Consider the following 16,858-nt stretch of genomic DNA (forward strand, 5'->3'; position numbering starts at 1 on the left):
GGTGCGGGTCCTTAGAAAGGGGTCAGGCCGACGGCCGCAGCGGCGTTTTCAATTGGTACCGCAAACGCAATGCCGACAAAACTGCGCTGCTGGTTGGGGTTCAGGATGGCGGTGACGATGCCGACCACCTCACCGTCCATGGTGACCAGCGGTCCGCCCGAGTTGCCGGGGTTGGCGGCCGCGTCGAACTGGATCAGGTTGCGGATGTCCTGCTTGCCTTCGGGCGAGCGGAAGGTGCGTTTGAGGCCGGAGATCACGCCGGACGAGGCCGAAGGCCCGATGCCAAAGGGGTAGCCGACAGCCAGCACATGGTCTCCGGGCGCGAGGTCGCCGGTCGAGCGCATTGTCGCCGCAATCATGTCGTCGGGGATGGTGTGCGCCTGCAGCACCGCCAGGTCGTTTTCCGGCTGCAGGCCGGTGATGTGCGCCGTGGACTCCAGCCCGTCGGCAAACACCACCTTGATGGTATGCGCGCCCTGCACCACGTGCAGGTTGGTCAGGATGATGCCCTTGTCAACGATCACCACGCCAGTGCCGACGCCGAATTCCACGTCTTCCTTGCCGTCCTTGCTTTTGCCGTAAGACATCACGCGCACCACCGAGGGACGGATCGCGTCATAGGCCCTGGCCACCGCCGACGGCAGCTGTGTGGTTTCCAGGGTCTTGAGTACGGCGGCGTTGATGTCGTCCTGGGTCAGCTTGCGCGGCATGGTCCGCAGCGACAGCGACAGGCTCAGACACAGCAGGGCGGTCATCATCAACAGTGCCGACCAGAGCAGGCGCGGATTGGAGAGCGAGAAGAAGCGGGAGGCGGGCGACAGGGCCGGCGGGGGCGTGGCCGGCGCGGCCACAGCGGCGGGCGGTTCGCGCGCCGTGTCCGTGGAGGGTCTGCTGGAGCTGCTGTAGCGGACTGGCCTGCGCATCCTTGTCACCTGTAAATATTATTTTCTGGACTGACGATGCACGGTATCACGTCTTGTGCATCTCTGCATATTGTTCGGTCATGCGCGGGGGCATTTTCCCGGAAGATGCCCCTGACGATTGAGGCATCATTGGTTCATGTCTGTCTGGATAGATACCCATTGCCACCTCGATGCTGCAGAGTTTGCCGGCGACCGCGCCGCCATGCGCGCACGGGCTGCCGCTGCGGGGGTGGCACTTTGCGTGCTGCCAGCGGTCGGGGTGTTCAACTTTGCGGCGGTGCGGGAACTGGCGCACCAGTTTGGCGACAGTTATGCCCTGGGGATTCACCCGCTTTATGTCAAGCAGGCGGAGGACGGTGACCTGGCCCTGCTGGACGCTGAATTGGCGCTGCGGCGCTCAGACCCGCGGCTGGTGGCGGTGGGCGAAATCGGGCTCGACTATTTTGTGCCCGAGCTCAGTGAAAGCCCGTTGCGCGAGCGCCAGGAGCATTTTTACCGTGAGCAGCTTTTGCTGGCGCGCAAACATGGCCTGCCGGTGATCCTTCATGTGCGGCGTTCGGCCGACCGGCTGCTCAAACATCTGCGTGAACTGGCTCCGCCAGGCCTGGGCTGGCATGGCATAGGCCACGCCTTCAATGGCAGCGCGCAGCAGGCCGGCGAATTCATCAAGCTGGGCCTCAAGCTCGGTTTCGGCGGTGCGGTGACTTTCGAGCGCGCGCTGCAGTTGCGACGCCTGGCGGCTGAACTGCCGTTGTCCGCACTGGTGCTTGAAACGGACGCGCCCGATATTCCTCCGCACTGGCTGTACACCACCGCTGAACAGCGCGCGCAAGGTCAGGCCCAGGGCCGCAACGAGCCGGCCGAGTTGCCGCGGATTGCTGCTGTGTTGGCGCAACTGCGCGGCCTGACTGTCGATGAACTGGCCGCAGCCAGCACCGCCAATGCCCTGTCGGCACTGCCCCGGTTGAAGCAGTTGCTGGCATGCTGACCGGCCTGCCACCGCTGGTGTCCGACCAGACCCGGCTGCTGATTCTGGGCAGTTTTCCGGGCGTGGCTTCGCTGGCGGCGCAGCAATACTACGGCCACCCACAAAACCAGTTCTGGCGGATTTTGCAAGCCATTTGGCCCTCCGGCCCATGTCCGGCGGGCGTGGATAGCTATCAAATTCGTAGCGAATGGCTGTTGGACAGAAAGCTCGGCGTCTGGGACGTGTACGCGGCCTGCGAGCGTGAGGGCAGCCTGGACAGTCGCATCCGCAAGCCGGTGGTCAATGATTTTGCGGCGCTGCAGCAGCTGTGCCCGCAGCTTGAAGCGATCGCCCACAATGGTGGAGAAAGCTTCAAACATTCCCGCCACACTTCGCTGCTGGGTGTGCCGGTCTACAGGCTGCCATCCACCAGCCCGGCCAACGCTTCCTGGTCCTTCGCGCGCAAACTCGCGGCCTGGCGTGAGATTTTTGAAAAACACCAACTGACCGACTGACTGACGATGGCCCGCAAAGACACCGACCCCCCGCTTGACCTGCCTGAGGTCAACTTTTCCGACTTCGGCGACGTCCGTTACCTGCATCTGGGCACCGAGTGGGTCCAGGGTTCGATGTTGCTGGACAAACCTTTTGACATCGAACTTGAGTACGTCCAGCGCATGATGGCTTGGCTGCTGTTTGTCGAGCCGACGGCGGTGGCCGCGCGGCACGCGATGCAATTGGGCCTGGGCTCAGCGGCACTGACCAAGTTCTGCTACAAAAAGTTGAAGATGAAAACCACCGCCGTGGAGCTCAATCCGCAGGTCATTGCCGCGTGCCGGCTTTGGTTCAAGCTGCCGAAGGACGATGCGCGCCTGAAGGTCATCCTGGCCGATGCGGCGCAGGAAATTCGCCACCCCCTGCACCAGGGCCGGGTTGATGTGCTGCAGGTAGACCTGTACGACCATGAGGCTGCGGCGCCGGTGCTCGACAGCGAGGCCTTCTATGCCGATTGCCGCGAGGCGCTCAGCGAGGACGGCGTGATGACGGTCAACCTGTTTGGCCGCGATTCCAGCTACTTGCGCTCTCTTGAAAAAATTGCCGAAGTTTTCGGCCCGGAGTCGGTCTGGGCCTTCAAGCCAACGCGTGAAGGCAACACGGTTGTTGCGGCGCAGCGCGAGCCGAGTCGGCCTGATCGCCCCGAATTGGTGCAGAGAGCTGACGAAATTGAATCGCGCTTTTGCCTGCCCGCCAAAAAATGGCTACGGCTGTTCAAGCCCGTGTGCTGAGTTAAAGTGCCCCCATGCGCCCCGCCACGCCCGCCACGCCCGCCACGCCCGCCAAACCCCGCCCTGAAACGACTGGCAAACCCGTCCCGGTGGGACCGCTGGATTGGCGCCGCCTGGTCGAATGGCTGAGTGAAGACGGGGTGATCTCGGCCGCCGAGGCGCAGCGCACCATCGCTCGTTGCGCGCAGGTGCAAAGCGCCCAGCATCCGCTGATCCGGCTGGCCAGTGTCAGCATGACCCGGGTGGCTGACGGCAAACCGCTGGACATCGAGACCATTGCTCAATGGCTGGCTGGCCGCGCCGGGCTAAGCTATTTGCGGATTGATCCGCTCAAGGTCGACGTGGGTAAGGTGGCCGACACCATGTCGGCCGTGTATGCCGAGCGCCACAAGGTGCTGCCGGTGCAGGTAACCACGTCCGAAGTGGTGATTGCGACCTCCGAGCCCTTCATCACCGACTGGGTGTCCGAGGTTGAGCGCCAGGCCAAACGCAGCGTGCGGCTGGTGGTGGCCAACCCGACGGAGATTGCGCGCTACACGGCAGAATTTTTTGCGCTGGCCAAGTCGGTCAAGGCGGCCATGAAGGCCGGCGGCAGCAGCGGTGCCGCGAGTTTTGAACAGCTGGTGGAGCTCAACAAGAGCAACAAGCAGCTAGACGCCAACGACCAGGGCGTGGTGCAGGTGGTGGACTGGCTCTGGCAATACGCCTTTGACCAGCGCGCCAGCGACATCCATCTGGAGCCGCGGCGCGACCAGGGCGTGATCCGCTTCCGCATTGACGGCGTGTTGCACCCGGTTTACCAGATGCCCATGGGTGTGCACAACGCCATGACCGCGCGCATCAAGCTGCTGGGCCGCATGGACGTGGTCGAAAAGCGCCGCCCACAGGACGGCCGTATCAAGACCCGCAACCCGCGCGGCGACGAGGTCGAGATGCGTTTGTCGACCCTGCCGACGGCCTTTGGCGAAAAAATGGTGATGCGGATTTTTGACCCCGACACCACGGTCAAGGACCTCGATGCGCTGGGTTTTTCGCAGCACGATGCGACCCGCTGGGAGCAACTCGTCAAACGGCCTTACGGCATCGTGCTGGTTACCGGGCCCACGGGGTCCGGCAAAACGACCACGCTGTATTCGACCCTTAAGCGCATCGCTACGGAAGAAGTCAACGTCAGCACCATTGAAGATCCGATCGAGATGATCGAGCCGGCCTTCAACCAGACGCAGGTGCAGGCGCACCTGGATTTTGATTTCCCTGAAGGGCTGCGGGCCTTGATGCGGCAGGACCCGGACATCATCATGGTCGGCGAGATCCGCGACCTGCAGACTGCAGAGATGGCGGTGCAGGCCGCACTGACCGGGCACCTGGTGTTCAGCACGCTGCATACCAACGACGCGCCCTCGGCGGTGTCGCGCCTGATGGAGCTCGGTGTGCCGTCATACCTGATCAATGCCACCTTGCTGGGTGTGCTGGCCCAGCGCCTGGTGCGCACCCTGTGCGCCCAATGCCGCGAAAAAGACGAAGGCAGTTCGCGCGAAGCGCTGGCGGAAATCGTCAAACCCTGGCAGATCAACGGTGGCTACCAGCCTTACAAGCCCGTGGGCTGCGTCGATTGCCGCATGACCGGTTTCATGGGCCGGATGGGGCTGTACGAGCTGCTGACGGTGACCGAAGCTTTCAAAGACAAGGTCACCAAAGAACCCAACATTGACGCGCTGCGGCGTCAGGCGGTGACGGACGGCATGCGACCACTGCGGCTGGCCGGTGCGCTCAAGGTGGCCGGGGGCGTGACCACGATCGAGGAGATCCTTTCCACCACACCGCCGATGTCCTGAAGAAGAACAATGACAGGTTTTGCCTGTCCCGGCCGCGACTCGTACAGATTTTTCCACTTTTTTGCGTAAGTGAAAGCCACATGCCGCGCAGGGTCGATCCCATGCACAATCCATCGATCCATTATTTCTATTACAGGAGACAAACCGTGCATATCAAGAGTCAAAAAGACTTCTTTTGCGGGCTGATGTTCATGGGCTTGGGCCTGGCGTTTGCCTGGGGTGCCAGCACCTACAACGTCGGCACCGGCGCCCGCATGGGGCCAGGCTACTTTCCGCTGATGCTGGGCATTCTGATGGCCGTGATCGGCGCCATCGTCACCTTCACCTCGCTGGTGGTGGAGACTGAAGGCGGCGGCAAGATCGGCAAAATCGCCTGGAAACCGCTGGTCTACGTGATCGGTGCCAACGTGATTTTCGGCATTTTGCTGGCCGGTGTTCCCGCGCTCGGCATCCCGGCGTTTGGCATGGTGATTGCCATCTACGCCCTGGTGTTTGTCGCCAGCATGGCCGAGGCCGGCTGGAAATTCAGGACCACCCTGATTCTTGCCACAGTCCTGGCCGTCGGCAGTTACGCGGCTTTTGTCATGGCGCTCAAGCTGCAGTTCCCGGTGTGGCCTGCTTTCATCACCGGCTAAGGAAAAGAAAATGGATCTGATTGCAAATTTGTCCCTGGGTTTTGGCGTTGCTTTCACGCCAATCAACCTGATGTACGCCTTTTTCGGTGTCGTGCTGGGCACGCTGATTGGGGTATTGCCCGGCATCGGCCCAGTGGCGACCATCGCCATGCTGCTGCCCGCCACCTATGCCTTGCCGCCGGTGTCTGCGCTTATCATGTTGGCCGGTATTTATTACGGCTCGCAGTATGGTGGGTCTACCACTGCCATTTTGGTCAACCTGCCGGGCGAATCGTCGTCGGTGGTGACCTGTATCGACGGCTACCAGATGGCCCGAAAAGGGCGAGCGGGGCCAGCGCTGGCTGCGGCAGGTCTGGGGTCGTTTTTTGCAGGTAGCGTCGGTACGCTGATCATTGCGGCGTTCGCCCCGCCGCTGACCGAACTGGCCTTCAAATTCGGCCCTGCCGAGTACTTCTCGTTGATGGTGCTGGGCCTGATCGGCGCCGTGGTGCTGGCTTCTGGCTCGCTGCTCAAGGCGGTGGGCATGATTGTTCTGGGCTTGCTGCTGGGCCTGATCGGCACCGATGTGAACTCCGGCGTGGCGCGTTTCAGCTTCGACGTTCCTGAATTGACTGATGGCATCGGCTTTGTCGTAATTGCCATGGGTGTGTTCGGCTACGGTGAGATCATCAGCAACCTGGCCCAACCCGAGCATGAACGCGAAGTGTTCACCGCCAAGGTGTCAGGCCTGATGCCCACCAAGCAGGACTTCAAGGACATGGCGCCTGCTGTGCTGCGCGGTACGGCGCTGGGTTCGGCCCTCGGTATTCTTCCTGGCGGAGGTGCCTTGCTGTCGGCCTTTGCGGCCTACACCCTGGAAAAGAAAATCAAGGGCAGGCCGGGCGAAGTACCTTTCGGTCAGGGCAATATTCGCGGCGTCGCGGCGCCTGAATCGGCCAACAATGCCGGCTCGCAAACCTCTTTTATTCCGCTGCTGACACTGGGCATTCCCCCCAACGCCGTCATGGCGCTGATGGTCGGTGCCATGACCATCCACAACATCCAGCCGGGCCCGCAGGTGATGACCAGCAACCCTGAGCTGTTCTGGGGCCTGATCGCCTCGATGTGGATCGGTAACGCCATGCTGGTGATTCTGAATCTGCCGCTGATCGGCATCTGGATCAAGTTGCTGACCATCCCCTACCGCTTGTTGTTTCCTGCGATTGTGCTGTTCTGCGCGATTGGTGTTTATTCGACCAACAACAACACCTGGGACATCTGGATGGTCGCGATTTTTGGTGTCATCGGCTACATCTTCATCAAGCTGGGTGCGGAACCAGCACCCTTGCTGCTAGGCTTCATCCTGGGCCCGATGATGGAAGAAAACCTGCGCCGTGCGCTGCTGCTCTCGCGGGGTGACTGGAGTGTGTTTGTGACACGTCCGATTTCCGCGGGTTTGCTTGCGGTCGGGGCGCTGCTTCTGGTGATCGTGCTGCTGCCGGCCGTGAAGAACAAGCGGCAAGAGGCCTTCGTCGAGGAATGATGTTCTCTCTCGCCTAAAAAGGCGCCTTCGGGCGCCTTTTTTCATGACCCAAGGGCCGGCTGTTGCGATGCACCCGTGTCTCCTTCAAATCTCGAAATGGTTCACAATCTCACGGATGAAACGTATACATATTATTCTTGCGGTCCTGGTTGTTGCCACGGCTTCTTCAGTGTCCGCGCAGACGGCGTTGGGCGGTGGGGCTTATCCCAACAAGCCCATTCGCATGATTGTTCCGTTTCCAGCCGGTGGCGCGACCGATATCCTGGCGCGCGCGCTGTCGCAAAAGCTCGGAGAAAAAATCGGTCAGACTGTGGTGGTGGATAACCGGCCCGGCGCTGGCGGCACGATAGGCGCCGACGCTGCGTCCAAAGCGGCGCCCGATGGTTATACGCTGCTGCTGGCGACTTCCAGCACACACAGCATAGGCCCGGCCATCAACCCGAAGATTCCTTACAACGCCGAAACGGATTTCACCCCGATCGCCTATGTGGCTAGTTCGCCCAACATCGTGTTGGTACCCAACGCTTCGCCGGCCAGAGACATGAGGGAGTTCATGGCCCATGCGCGTAAAAATCCGGGGCAACTGAATTACGCATCCAGCGGCAATGGCACCATCGTGCACCTGACCACCGAGTACTTCAAGGCACAGTCCAACACCTTCATTCTTCACATTCCCTACCGCGGCACGGCCCTGGCGATGCCGGACCTGATCAGCGGAAAGCTCGATGTGCTGTTTGACTCTTTTGTCACCGGTATGCCGCACGTCAAGGATGGCAAGCTGCGTGCCCTGGGGGTGACCAGCCTCAAACGTACGGCGCTGGCGCCCGATCTGCCGACGGTGTCCGAGAGCCTTCCGGGCTTCGAGTCGGTAACCTGGTTTGGCGTCTACGGCCCCAAGGGCCTCAACGCCGAGCTGACTGCCCGGGTGAACCAGGCGATGAATGCGGCGCTGTCCGATGCTGACGTGAAAGAGCGTTTTGCCCGGCTGGGCGCCGAGCCCACCGGCGGCACGCCTGCGGCCTTTGCCGCGATGGTCAAGGCCGACAACGCGAAGTGGAAAAAAATCATTTCAGAACGCAAGATCAGCACCGAGTGACCGTGCACACGGTGTCTGACCAGGCACCGCTTACTTTTCAAGCAACCATGAACTTCAATTACACCAACCCCTACACCTCAACCCGGCTTCCGCTTTTCGCACGCAATGTGGTGTCCACTTCCCATCCGCTGGGCGCGCAGGCCGGTCTGCGCATGCTGCTCAAGGGTGGCAATGCGGTGGACGCAGCGATAGCCGCCGCGGCGGCGATGACGATGGTCGAGCCGGTCAGCAACGGTCTGGGCAGCGATGCCTTTGCGCTGATCTGGGACGGCAAGGAGCTGCACGGACTCAATGCTTCCGGTCGCGCGCCCCAGAGCTGGACCCCGGACTATTTCAGCAAGAAATACGGCGCCGACGCGCAAACTCCGCCCAAGCGCGGCATGGATTCGGTCAGCGTCCCCGGCGCGGTGGCGAGCTGGGTAGCGATGAGCGAGCGTTTCGGCAAGCTGCCTTTTGCCGACCTGGTGGAGCCGGCCATCGAGATCGCCGAGCGCGGCTACCTGCTGCCGCCGGTGGTGCAGCAAAAATGGGCGGCGGCGACCGACGAGTTGAAAGGCCAACCGGGGTTCGCGCAGTCCTTTCTGCCCTGGGGCCGCGCGCCGAATGTCGGCGAGCTGTTTCAGTTCAAGGCGGCCGGCAAGGCCTTGCGCGCCATCGCGCAGAGCAAGGGCTCGGCCTATTACGGCGGCGAGATCGCTCATGCCATCGAAAAATTTTCTGCGCAAAATGGCGGCAGCATCACGGCCAAAGATTTTGAGAATTACAAGCCGGAGTGGGTCAAACCCATCGCCAAGGACTACCGCGGCTACACCCTGCACGAGATCCCGCCCAACAGCCAGGGCATCGCTGCCTTGATCGCGCTGGGCATTCTGGAAAAATTTGACGTCGCCGGCTTGCCGATCGATGGTGTTGATTCACAGCACCTGCAGATCGAGGCCATGAAGCTGGCTTTTGCCGATGTCTACAAATACGTGGCCGAGCCATCGGCCATGGCGGTGAGTGTCGATCAGATGCTCGATGACGCCTACCTCGCCTCGCGTGCCAAACTCATCGACATGAAAAAAGCCCAGGACTTCGGCGCCGGCAACCCGGTCAAGGGCGGCACGATTTACCTGACCGCTGCCGATGAAAACGGCATGATGGTCAGTTTCATCCAGAGCAACTACATGGGTTTCGGCTCAGGCTGCGTCGAACCGGAGTTCGGCATCAGCCTGCAAAACCGCGGCCACGCTTTCAGCCTGCAGCAAGGTGCCAACCAGGTCGCGCCGGGCAAGCGGCCTTTCCACACCATCATTCCGGCTTTCCTCACCAAAGACGGCCAGGCGGTCATGTCTTATGGCGTGATGGGCGGCAACATGCAACCGCAGGGCCACATGCAAACGCTGGTGCGCATGCTCGACTACCAACAAAGCCCGCAGGTGGCCTGTGATGCACCGCGCTGGCGCTACAACGCCGGTTATGAAATCAATGTCGAGGCGGCGATGGACCCGCGGACCGTGCAGGGCCTGGCCGATCGCGGCCACCGCATGGAAGTCATCAACGACTCCTACCAGGACTTCGGCGCCGGCCAGTTTATCTGGCGCGCCGGAGACCCCAGCGTTGAAGGTTACATCGCGGCCAGCGACGCCCGGCGCGACGGCCAGGCCGTCGGTTTCTAAACCATCGCCTTGCCCGACAATCAAGAGAAAAAACCGCCTCCAGCCCATGCCCAACGGTCGCCAGTAGCTACCAAAAGCATAGCGACCGGGCTGCTGCTGGCGACCTTGGGCGCGATCTTTTTCAGCGGCAAGGCGATCATCGTCAAGCTCGCCTACCGCTATGGCGTCGATGCCGTCACGCTGATCATGTACCGCATGCTGTTTGCGCTGCCGATCTTCGCGCTGATGGCCTGGTGGGCCAGCCGGGGCAAGGCGGCGTTGACGCGGAAAGACTGGCTGGGCGTGCTGTGGCTGGGTTTCACCGGGTATTACCTGGCGAGTTTTCTCGACTTCGCCGGCCTGGCCTACATCACCGCCTCGCTGGAGCGGCTCATCCTCTATCTCAACCCGACCCTGGTGCTGTTGCTCGGGCTGGTGCTTTACCGCAGGCCGGTCACCCGCGCGCAAATCATCGGCATGGCCATCAGTTACGGCGGCGTGGTGCTGGTGTTCGGCCAGGAAGTCACGCTGAGCGGGCCGGACACCGCCTGGGGCGCCTTGCTGGTGATCCTGAGTGCCGTCAGTTATGCGCTTTACCTGGTTTACAGCGGTGAGATGGTCAAACGCCTGGGCGCCCTGCGGCTGGTCGGCCTGGCCAGCACGGTGGCCTGTCTATTCTGCCTGCTGCAGTTTGTACTGCTCAGGCCGCTCAGTGCCGCAGCGGTGGCGCCCGAGGTGATCTGGCTGTCGCTGCTCAATGCCACCTTGTGTACGGTGGCGCCGGTGCTGATGGTGATGATGGCGATCGAACGCATAGGCGCCAGCATGGCTTCGCAGGCCGGCATGGTCGGCCCGATGTCCACCATCCTGATGGGCGTGCTGATTCTCGGTGAGCCGTTCACCGCTTGGGTGGCGGCGGGGACGGTTCTGGTCATTGCGGGGATTTTTGTGTTCAGCCGATCGGGCAAATAATTTACGATCGATTTTTGCATCACGCTGCGTTCCCGGTTCGTCTTCGACAGTAGGCGTAACTCCCCACTCCCACCCCTAGCCCCTCCCTCGCCCCGCTGGGCGATGGAGGGGGACTTCATTAGGCCGCGTGTGCTGCGCTTGCGTGCAAACATGACAGCCGCTTGGGATTCCCGCGCATGAAGCGCTTCGCGCTTCATGCACTCCGGATTTGAGTTCGGTATGCGGAGTTCGCGTTTGTTTTCCCCCTCGCCACCCGTCGGGCTGGGCCGAGGAGCGCAGCCGAAAATGGACCAGGGCGAGCGATTGTCTGAGCCGAAGGCGAGTTCGAGCTCGACCCCATTTTCGGCGAGCACCGCAGGTTGCCCGCAGCGAAACGGAGGGACCCAGACCATCGGGTCGCCTTCTCTTTGCTTACTTTCTCTTGGCGAAGCAAGAGAAAGTGAGTCGCCCGCCGGGGCGAGACCCGGCTTGCCTGAAGACCCACAGTCGTGCAAGCTTGCACAGGCTCATCCGAACGCGGAAAAGAGGGCCTTACTTTTTCACCGGCACCCGCCGCCCGGCCGGCGCAGCAGCAGCGGGCGCATCGGTACGGCTGGCCGTGCGTGTAGCCGCCAGCCGCTCCATGCGCTGGGCCACGGTGATGGCACTTTGCCCGCTGAGGCCGTCCATGCGTTTGCCCATGGCTTGCTCCAGCAGGTCCAGCCGTTGTTGAGCGGGGGGATGCGTGGCCAGCGACAGCGCAAACAGCGGGTTGTCGGGCGTGGCGGTGCGCAACTGATGCAGCACCGCCAGCAAGCCGTAGGGGTCGAAACCGGCGCGCGCTGCCAGTGCCACACCGTTGCGGTCGGCCTCGAACTCGTCGCCCTGGTCCAGCCCGCGCGAGTAAAGGTCCCGCCCCAGGCTCAGAAACTGGGCCGAGACCGCGCCAGCCAACTCGCCCCTGACCTGTGAGCCGATGGCCAGGGTCAGCAGGCCCGAACGCGCCGATTTGGCCATGGCCTGCAAATGGTGCTTGCCGGTGACATGGGTGATTTCATGGGCCAGGATGCCGGCCAGCTCGGCCTCGTCGGCCACCCGGTCCACCAGGCCTTTGGTCACAAACACATAGCCACCCGGTGCGGCAAAAGCGTTGAAGCCGGGGTCGTCGAGCACACCAAAAGTCCAGGGCAATTGCGGCCGTGCAGACTGCAGGCTGATCCAGCGGCCGAGCTGGTTCACATATCGCTGCAATGCCAGGTCCGGGTGCAGCGGTTTGCTTCCCAGCAGCACGGCTGCGAGGTGGCGGCCGATCTCGATTTCCTTGGGCTCGTCGATTTGTTCCAGCGACTGCGACAGCAGGCCGATCAGGTTGCCAGCGTTGGACGCCTGGCCGCCACTGGAGGGGATTCCGGCGCCCAGCAGATTGCCGAGCACACCCGCCGGCGAAGCTGGTTGGGGCTGAGTCGTCGCCTCGGCCGGTGCCGCCTGACGCAGGAAGGAGCCCAGCAGGTTCAGCGCTTTGGCGCCGTCCTGGCTGGAAGCGGGTGCGCAGGCCAGGCCTGCAGCCAGCGCCAGTCCGGAGAAGGCTGCGAGCCGGCGCATGCGGGGGTGTGGTTTGTTCATGCGCCGCTCCTCAGTTGTTGTTGACGAAGCCGCCGGAGTTCACCGTTTGCGGCTGGGTCTGCGCCGGGACCGGTAGCGGCTCCACCGCGCGGCTGGTGAGGGCCGCGCTGACCGCAAACTGGCGTGCCTCATCGGCATCCTGCCGCAGGGCCTCGGCTTGCACCACTGCGGCCGGGTTGGGCTGGGCCCGCGCCAGGTCTTCAGCACCCAGCCCGCGTATGCCCACGGTGGAGGTGGCCGTGACGGTTGCGCCCCCGGCGCTTCCTTTGTTGAAAAAACTGGTCAGGCCGCGCAATGCATTGGCGCCCACGCCGGCAGGTGCGGCGCTGGCGGCGGAGCCGATGTCAAACATATGGACCCAGCCGGATGCACCCTCGGCGGTCCGCACCTGAATCCAGGCGCCTTGCCGCCCGCCGGAGCGGGTGACCGGTGTGAGTACTGCCAGTGCCGCCTGACTACGCGCGCTCTCGCCAGGCGCTTCGCGCAATTCGGACGCGCGTTTGACCAGCAGCGATTCGGTTTGTGCCTGGACCAAACCGCCGGCCAGCAGCAGCGCACAAGAGACCAGCCCATGCAGGCGGTTGAATTTACTCAGTATCATGGCCGGTCTCTTTCACGGATATGAAGCGGGAATTATTATGGATTTGGGTATCGCAGGCAAATGGGCGCTGGTATGCGGCGCCAGCAAAGGGCTGGGTCTGGGCTGCGCCCAGGCGCTGGTGCGCGAAGGCGTGAATGTGCTGATCGTCGCACGGGGCGTGGACGTGTTGGAGGCCACCGCTGCAAAATTAATAGCTGATAAGGATCGGCCGGCCGGGGCTGCGGTGCAGTTTGTGGCTGCAGATATCACCACAGCCGACGGCCGTGCCGCAGTGTTCGCGCAGCGCAAGGACTTCGACATTGTGGTCACCAACGCCGGTGGTCCGCCGCCGGGTGACTTTCGCAATTGGGACCGGGAGGCCTGGATCAAGGCTGTCGATGCCAACATGCTGACACCGATTGAATTGATCAAGGCCACGGTGGACGGCATGGCCGCGCGCGGCTTTGGCCGCATCGTGAACATCACCTCGAGCTCGGTCAGGGCGCCCATCGACATCCTGGGTCTGTCCAACGGCGCGCGCAGCGGTCTGACCGGTTTTGTGGCTGGCGTGGCGCGCACCAAACTCGCGGCCCAGGGCGTGACCATCAACAACCTGTTGCCCGGCGCCTTCGACACCGACCGCCTGCGCGGCACCATGCAGGGCGCGGCCACCAAGACCGGCCAGCCCATCGATGCCGTGATGGATGCGCGTCGTAACACTATTCCAGCCAAGCGTTTTGGAACGCCGGAAGAGTTCGGTGCGATGTGCGCATTTTTATGCAGCATGCAGGCCGCTTACCTGACCGGCCAGAATGTGTTGCTCGACGGCGGGGCTTATCCCGGCACCTACTGAGGGTGGTCAGCCCGGATTTTCCTGAGAGCACCTGATGTCCGGCCTGCTGCGAAACCTGCTGACGATCATCAGAGCGTTGTGGCATTACCGCAGCGCCAGCCTGCAGTCCCGCTTGTAGGTAATTTTTCTGGTTACACCGTTCGATACCGGTATCGCCACACTCAAAAGCGACCGTTACCTGCAGATGGCCGAGTCCGCCCAGCTGGATTACGTGATCAGGACCGGGCTGATGCGGGACATGTTGAGCCGGGGCTACAGCTTTGTGAATACCTCTCAACTGGTGCGCTTCGCCCGGCCCGTCCGTCTTTTCAGCCGCGTGGCGGTGGCGTCGCAGGTGATTTATGCCGATGACAAGTGCGCTTACTTCCACCATGTGTTCACGGTGGGCACCTTGCTGCACGCCGAGGTGTTCGTGAAGATGAAATTCAAGAAGGGTCGACTCACCATCGCCCCCAGCCAATTGCTGGGCAGCTTCGCCGGGCCCAAACCGGCTTTGCTGCAACATTGGGACGACACGCTGGCCGCCGCGCCGCAGGACCTGCACGCCTGAACCATGGGTTTTTCAGACAGCTTCACTGATCCCGAGCCGCAGCGTACTCAGATCGATGCGCTGCCCGGTCCCATCGTGCTGGAATTCGGCACCGGCTGGTGCGCCTTTTGCCGCGCCGCCCAGCCGCTGGTCCTGGCGGCCTTTGCCCGCCACCCCGGCGTGCGCCACATCAAGGTCGAGGACGGCAGCGGGCGGCGTCTGGGCCGCTCCTTTGGCGTGAAGCTGTGGCCGACCCTGGTGTTTCTGCGCGATGGCCGTGAACTGGCGCGGCTGGTGCGCCCGTCCGGAGAGGCGGTCATTGTTCAGGCGCTGGCCAGCATCGACCCGCCCGTCTGACGCCGCCGCTGCGGCGGGGCACAATGAGAGCTATGAAAGCACCTCCCAGACTGCAGTCCCTGATCGAAGAAGGCCTGATCGATACCGTTGTGCGCCAGCTCATGAGTGGCAAGGAAGCCATGGTTTACGTGGTGCGCTGCGGCGACGAAACACGCTGCGCCAAGATCTACAAGGAAGCCACACAGCGCAGCTTCCGCCAGGCGGTGGATTACACCGAAAACCGGAAGGTCAAGAACAGCCGCCAGGCCCGCGCTATGGCCAAGGGCACCAAGTTTGGCCGGCAGGCCCAGGAGGCTGCGTGGCAAAGCGCCGAGGTTGATGCGCTGTACCGCCTGGCCGCCGCCGGCGTGCGGGTTCCCACGCCCTACAACTTTCACGACGGTGTGTTGCTGATGGAGCTGGTGACCGACGAACACGGCGATGCCGCGCCGCGCCTCAACGATGTGCTGCTGACCCGCGAACAGGCACTGGCCCACCATGCGATGTTGATCCGGCAGGTGGTGCGCATGCTCTGTGCCGGTGTGGTGCACGGCGACTTGTCCGAGTTCAACATCCTGCTGGGCCACCAGGACGGCGTGGACGGACCGGTGATCATCGACCTGCCGCAGGCCATTGATGCGGCCGGCAACAACCACGCCGCCCGCATGTTGCTGCGCGACGTGGACAACCTGCGCCATTTTTTCGGCCGGGTTGCGCCCGAACTGCTGGCGTCCGATTACGGCCTGGAAATCTGGGACCTTTACCAGCGCGGCGCGCTGCATGTTGACACGCCGCTGACCGGCCGCTTCGAGCGCCGGACTGCACCGGTGGACATGGGCAGCGTGTTGCGCGAGATCGACGACGCGCGCGCTGAAGACGCAGCGCGGCGGGTGCGCATGGCTGCGGGCTGACGCGCCGCGCTCTGCGCGTGAGGCCTGCCTGGTCGCGTCTGCGCTTTGCTTACTTGCCGGTTCGGGGTGTGCTCTGCAGCAGTTCGGCCAGCGCGTGTTTCCAGAACTTCGCCTGGCCGGTGGTCCCATGCCCGGCGGTCTGCTCACTGGCAGGGATCAAAACATAGCGGCCGTTTTTGATACGTTTCATCTCGCGCTCCATGATGCCGGTCTCTGGCGGGTTGCGTTCGTCATCGGCGGCGTTGACGGCCAGCACGGCGGCCTGGATGCGCTCCAGGCCCGGCGAGGGGTTGTAGTCGCGTGAGGAGTCCCACTGCAGCAGCACGTCGTTGGTATCTGCGGTGAAGGGCGCTTTCAGGCGCTGGTCGAGCAACTGGTCGGCCTTTTCGCGCGTCGGCGCAGCCTTGTACAGGGCCTGGTTGCCGCCATTGGTGCCAATGGCAAAAAAGACCGATGCGAACTGCGCGCTGCGCGGCTGCTTGCTGTAGTTCCCATTGGCCCATTCGGGGTCATTGCGAATAGCGTCGGTGATCAGCCGGCGCATCATCCAGTTGCGGCTGGACATCTCGCTGGGCTGCGAGGCCATAGGCACCAGCGCATCCATGAAGTCCGGGTACTTCACGCCCCAGATCCAGGTCTGCATGCCGCCCATGGAGTTGCCGATGATCACGCGCAGGTGTTTGACGCCCAGATGCTCCTTCACCAGCCGGTACTGCGCATCCACCATGTCGTCGTAGTTGTACTTCGGAAAGGCGCCGCGCAGTCCGTCCGAGGGCTTGGTGGATTTTCCGGTGCCGATGGCGTCCGGCAGGATGATGTAGTAGCGGCTGGCGTCCAGCGGCTGCCCCGCGCCGAACAGTTCACCGGCAAAGGCCGGTGTCAGCATGCTGGCGCCTGAGCCAGCGGTGCCGTGCAGCACCAGCACCGGCTCGCCCGTCGGTGCGCCTACCGTGCTGTAGTTCAGCCGCAATTCGGGCAGGACTTCACCGGTGTGAAAACGGAAGTTCTTGACGACCCAGCTACCTTGTTGGGGCGCCGGGTAGTCGGCGGCAACAGCCGAAAAAGCGGCCAGTGTCAGGCCGGCGCAGCAGATGGCGCGGGCCATCAGTTTCAGAAAGTTCATTGTTTGTCTCCTTGTTTATCCGCAGAATCTACCCGATTGCGCGTGCGCTGT

17 protein-coding genes are annotated in these 16,858 nt (G+C 62.9%); 13 read left to right on the top strand and 4 right to left on the bottom strand.

Going from position 1 to position 16,858, the window contains the following annotated elements:
* Positions 1-11: 11 nt before the first annotated feature.
* Positions 12-923 (bottom strand): S1C family serine protease, encoded by a 912-nt coding sequence (locus IEX16_RS00110; RefSeq protein ID WP_188705361.1) that lies wholly within the window; start codon positions 921-923, stop codon positions 12-14.
* Positions 924-1,059: 136 nt separating this feature from the next.
* Between IEX16_RS00110 and IEX16_RS00115 the strand changes: the two genes are divergently transcribed.
* From IEX16_RS00115 to IEX16_RS00155, 9 genes are all read left to right on the top strand, one after another.
* Positions 1,060-1,911: a TatD family hydrolase gene (locus tag IEX16_RS00115; protein WP_188705362.1), complete on the top strand. Its 852-nt coding sequence runs from the start codon at positions 1,060-1,062 to the stop codon at positions 1,909-1,911.
* Positions 1,905-2,405, top strand: a complete 501-nt coding sequence (locus IEX16_RS00120) for a DNA-deoxyinosine glycosylase (protein WP_188705364.1) — start codon at positions 1,905-1,907, stop codon at positions 2,403-2,405. Before IEX16_RS00115 ends, IEX16_RS00120 begins: the two co-directional genes overlap by 7 nt.
* Positions 2,406-2,411: 6 nt before the next feature.
* Positions 2,412-3,176: a spermine/spermidine synthase domain-containing protein gene (locus IEX16_RS00125; protein WP_188705366.1), complete on the top strand. Its 765-nt coding sequence runs from the start codon at positions 2,412-2,414 to the stop codon at positions 3,174-3,176.
* Positions 3,177-3,190: 14 nt separating this feature from the next.
* The gene (gene tfpB / locus IEX16_RS00130; RefSeq protein WP_229676093.1) at positions 3,191-5,011 is read left to right on the top strand and encodes a type IV pilus assembly ATPase TfpB; all 1,821 of its coding nucleotides are present in this window, start codon (positions 3,191-3,193) and stop codon (positions 5,009-5,011) included.
* A gap of 146 nt (positions 5,012-5,157) precedes the next feature.
* Positions 5,158-5,646 (top strand): tripartite tricarboxylate transporter TctB family protein, encoded by a 489-nt coding sequence (locus IEX16_RS00135; RefSeq protein ID WP_188705368.1) that lies wholly within the window; start codon positions 5,158-5,160, stop codon positions 5,644-5,646.
* 10 nt (positions 5,647-5,656) lie between these two features.
* Positions 5,657-7,168, top strand: a complete 1,512-nt coding sequence (locus tag IEX16_RS00140; protein ID WP_188705371.1) for a tripartite tricarboxylate transporter permease — start codon at positions 5,657-5,659, stop codon at positions 7,166-7,168.
* A 115-nt stretch (positions 7,169-7,283) separates the two neighbouring features.
* On the top strand, positions 7,284-8,264 hold the full coding sequence (locus tag IEX16_RS00145) for a Bug family tripartite tricarboxylate transporter substrate binding protein (protein ID WP_188705373.1): 981 nt from the start codon (positions 7,284-7,286) through the stop codon (positions 8,262-8,264).
* Between the two features lie 47 nt (positions 8,265-8,311).
* The gene (locus tag IEX16_RS00150; RefSeq protein WP_188705375.1) at positions 8,312-9,922 is read left to right on the top strand and encodes a gamma-glutamyltransferase family protein; all 1,611 of its coding nucleotides are present in this window, start codon (positions 8,312-8,314) and stop codon (positions 9,920-9,922) included.
* A gap of 78 nt (positions 9,923-10,000) precedes the next feature.
* Positions 10,001-10,873 (top strand): DMT family transporter, encoded by an 873-nt coding sequence (locus IEX16_RS00155; RefSeq protein WP_229676124.1) that lies wholly within the window; start codon positions 10,001-10,003, stop codon positions 10,871-10,873.
* Between the two features lie 531 nt (positions 10,874-11,404).
* Here the strand turns inward: IEX16_RS00155 and IEX16_RS00160 are convergent.
* Positions 11,405-12,475, bottom strand: a complete 1,071-nt coding sequence (locus IEX16_RS00160; protein ID WP_188705379.1) for a M48 family metalloprotease — start codon at positions 12,473-12,475, stop codon at positions 11,405-11,407.
* Positions 12,476-12,485: 10 nt separating this feature from the next.
* Positions 12,486-13,076 carry an SH3 domain-containing protein gene (locus IEX16_RS00165; protein WP_188705381.1) on the bottom strand — a complete coding sequence of 197 codons (591 nt, stop codon included), beginning with the start codon at positions 13,074-13,076 and terminating at the stop codon, positions 12,486-12,488.
* Between the two features lie 37 nt (positions 13,077-13,113).
* Between IEX16_RS00165 and IEX16_RS00170 the strand changes: the two genes are divergently transcribed.
* From IEX16_RS00170 to IEX16_RS00185, 4 genes are all read left to right on the top strand, one after another.
* Positions 13,114-13,908, top strand: coding sequence for an SDR family oxidoreductase (locus tag IEX16_RS00170; RefSeq protein ID WP_188705382.1), 795 nt, complete (start codon positions 13,114-13,116; stop codon positions 13,906-13,908).
* A 178-nt stretch (positions 13,909-14,086) separates the two neighbouring features.
* Positions 14,087-14,458, top strand: coding sequence for a thioesterase family protein (locus tag IEX16_RS00175; RefSeq protein ID WP_268236582.1), 372 nt, complete (start codon positions 14,087-14,089; stop codon positions 14,456-14,458).
* Positions 14,459-14,461: 3 nt separating this feature from the next.
* Positions 14,462-14,794 (top strand): thioredoxin family protein, encoded by a 333-nt coding sequence (locus IEX16_RS00180; RefSeq protein ID WP_188705386.1) that lies wholly within the window; start codon positions 14,462-14,464, stop codon positions 14,792-14,794.
* A 32-nt stretch (positions 14,795-14,826) separates the two neighbouring features.
* Positions 14,827-15,684: a PA4780 family RIO1-like protein kinase gene (locus IEX16_RS00185; RefSeq protein ID WP_188705388.1), complete on the top strand. Its 858-nt coding sequence runs from the start codon at positions 14,827-14,829 to the stop codon at positions 15,682-15,684.
* A 49-nt stretch (positions 15,685-15,733) separates the two neighbouring features.
* On the opposite strand, the gene IEX16_RS00190 is transcribed toward IEX16_RS00185, so the two are convergent.
* On the bottom strand, positions 15,734-16,807 hold the full coding sequence (locus tag IEX16_RS00190) for an alpha/beta fold hydrolase (RefSeq protein WP_188705390.1): 1,074 nt from the start codon (positions 16,805-16,807) through the stop codon (positions 15,734-15,736).
* Positions 16,808-16,858 lie beyond the last annotated feature (51 nt).

It is taken from the genome of Polaromonas eurypsychrophila, assembly GCF_014641715.1.
Taxonomy (GTDB): Bacteria; Pseudomonadota; Gammaproteobacteria; order Burkholderiales; family Burkholderiaceae_C; genus Polaromonas; species Polaromonas eurypsychrophila.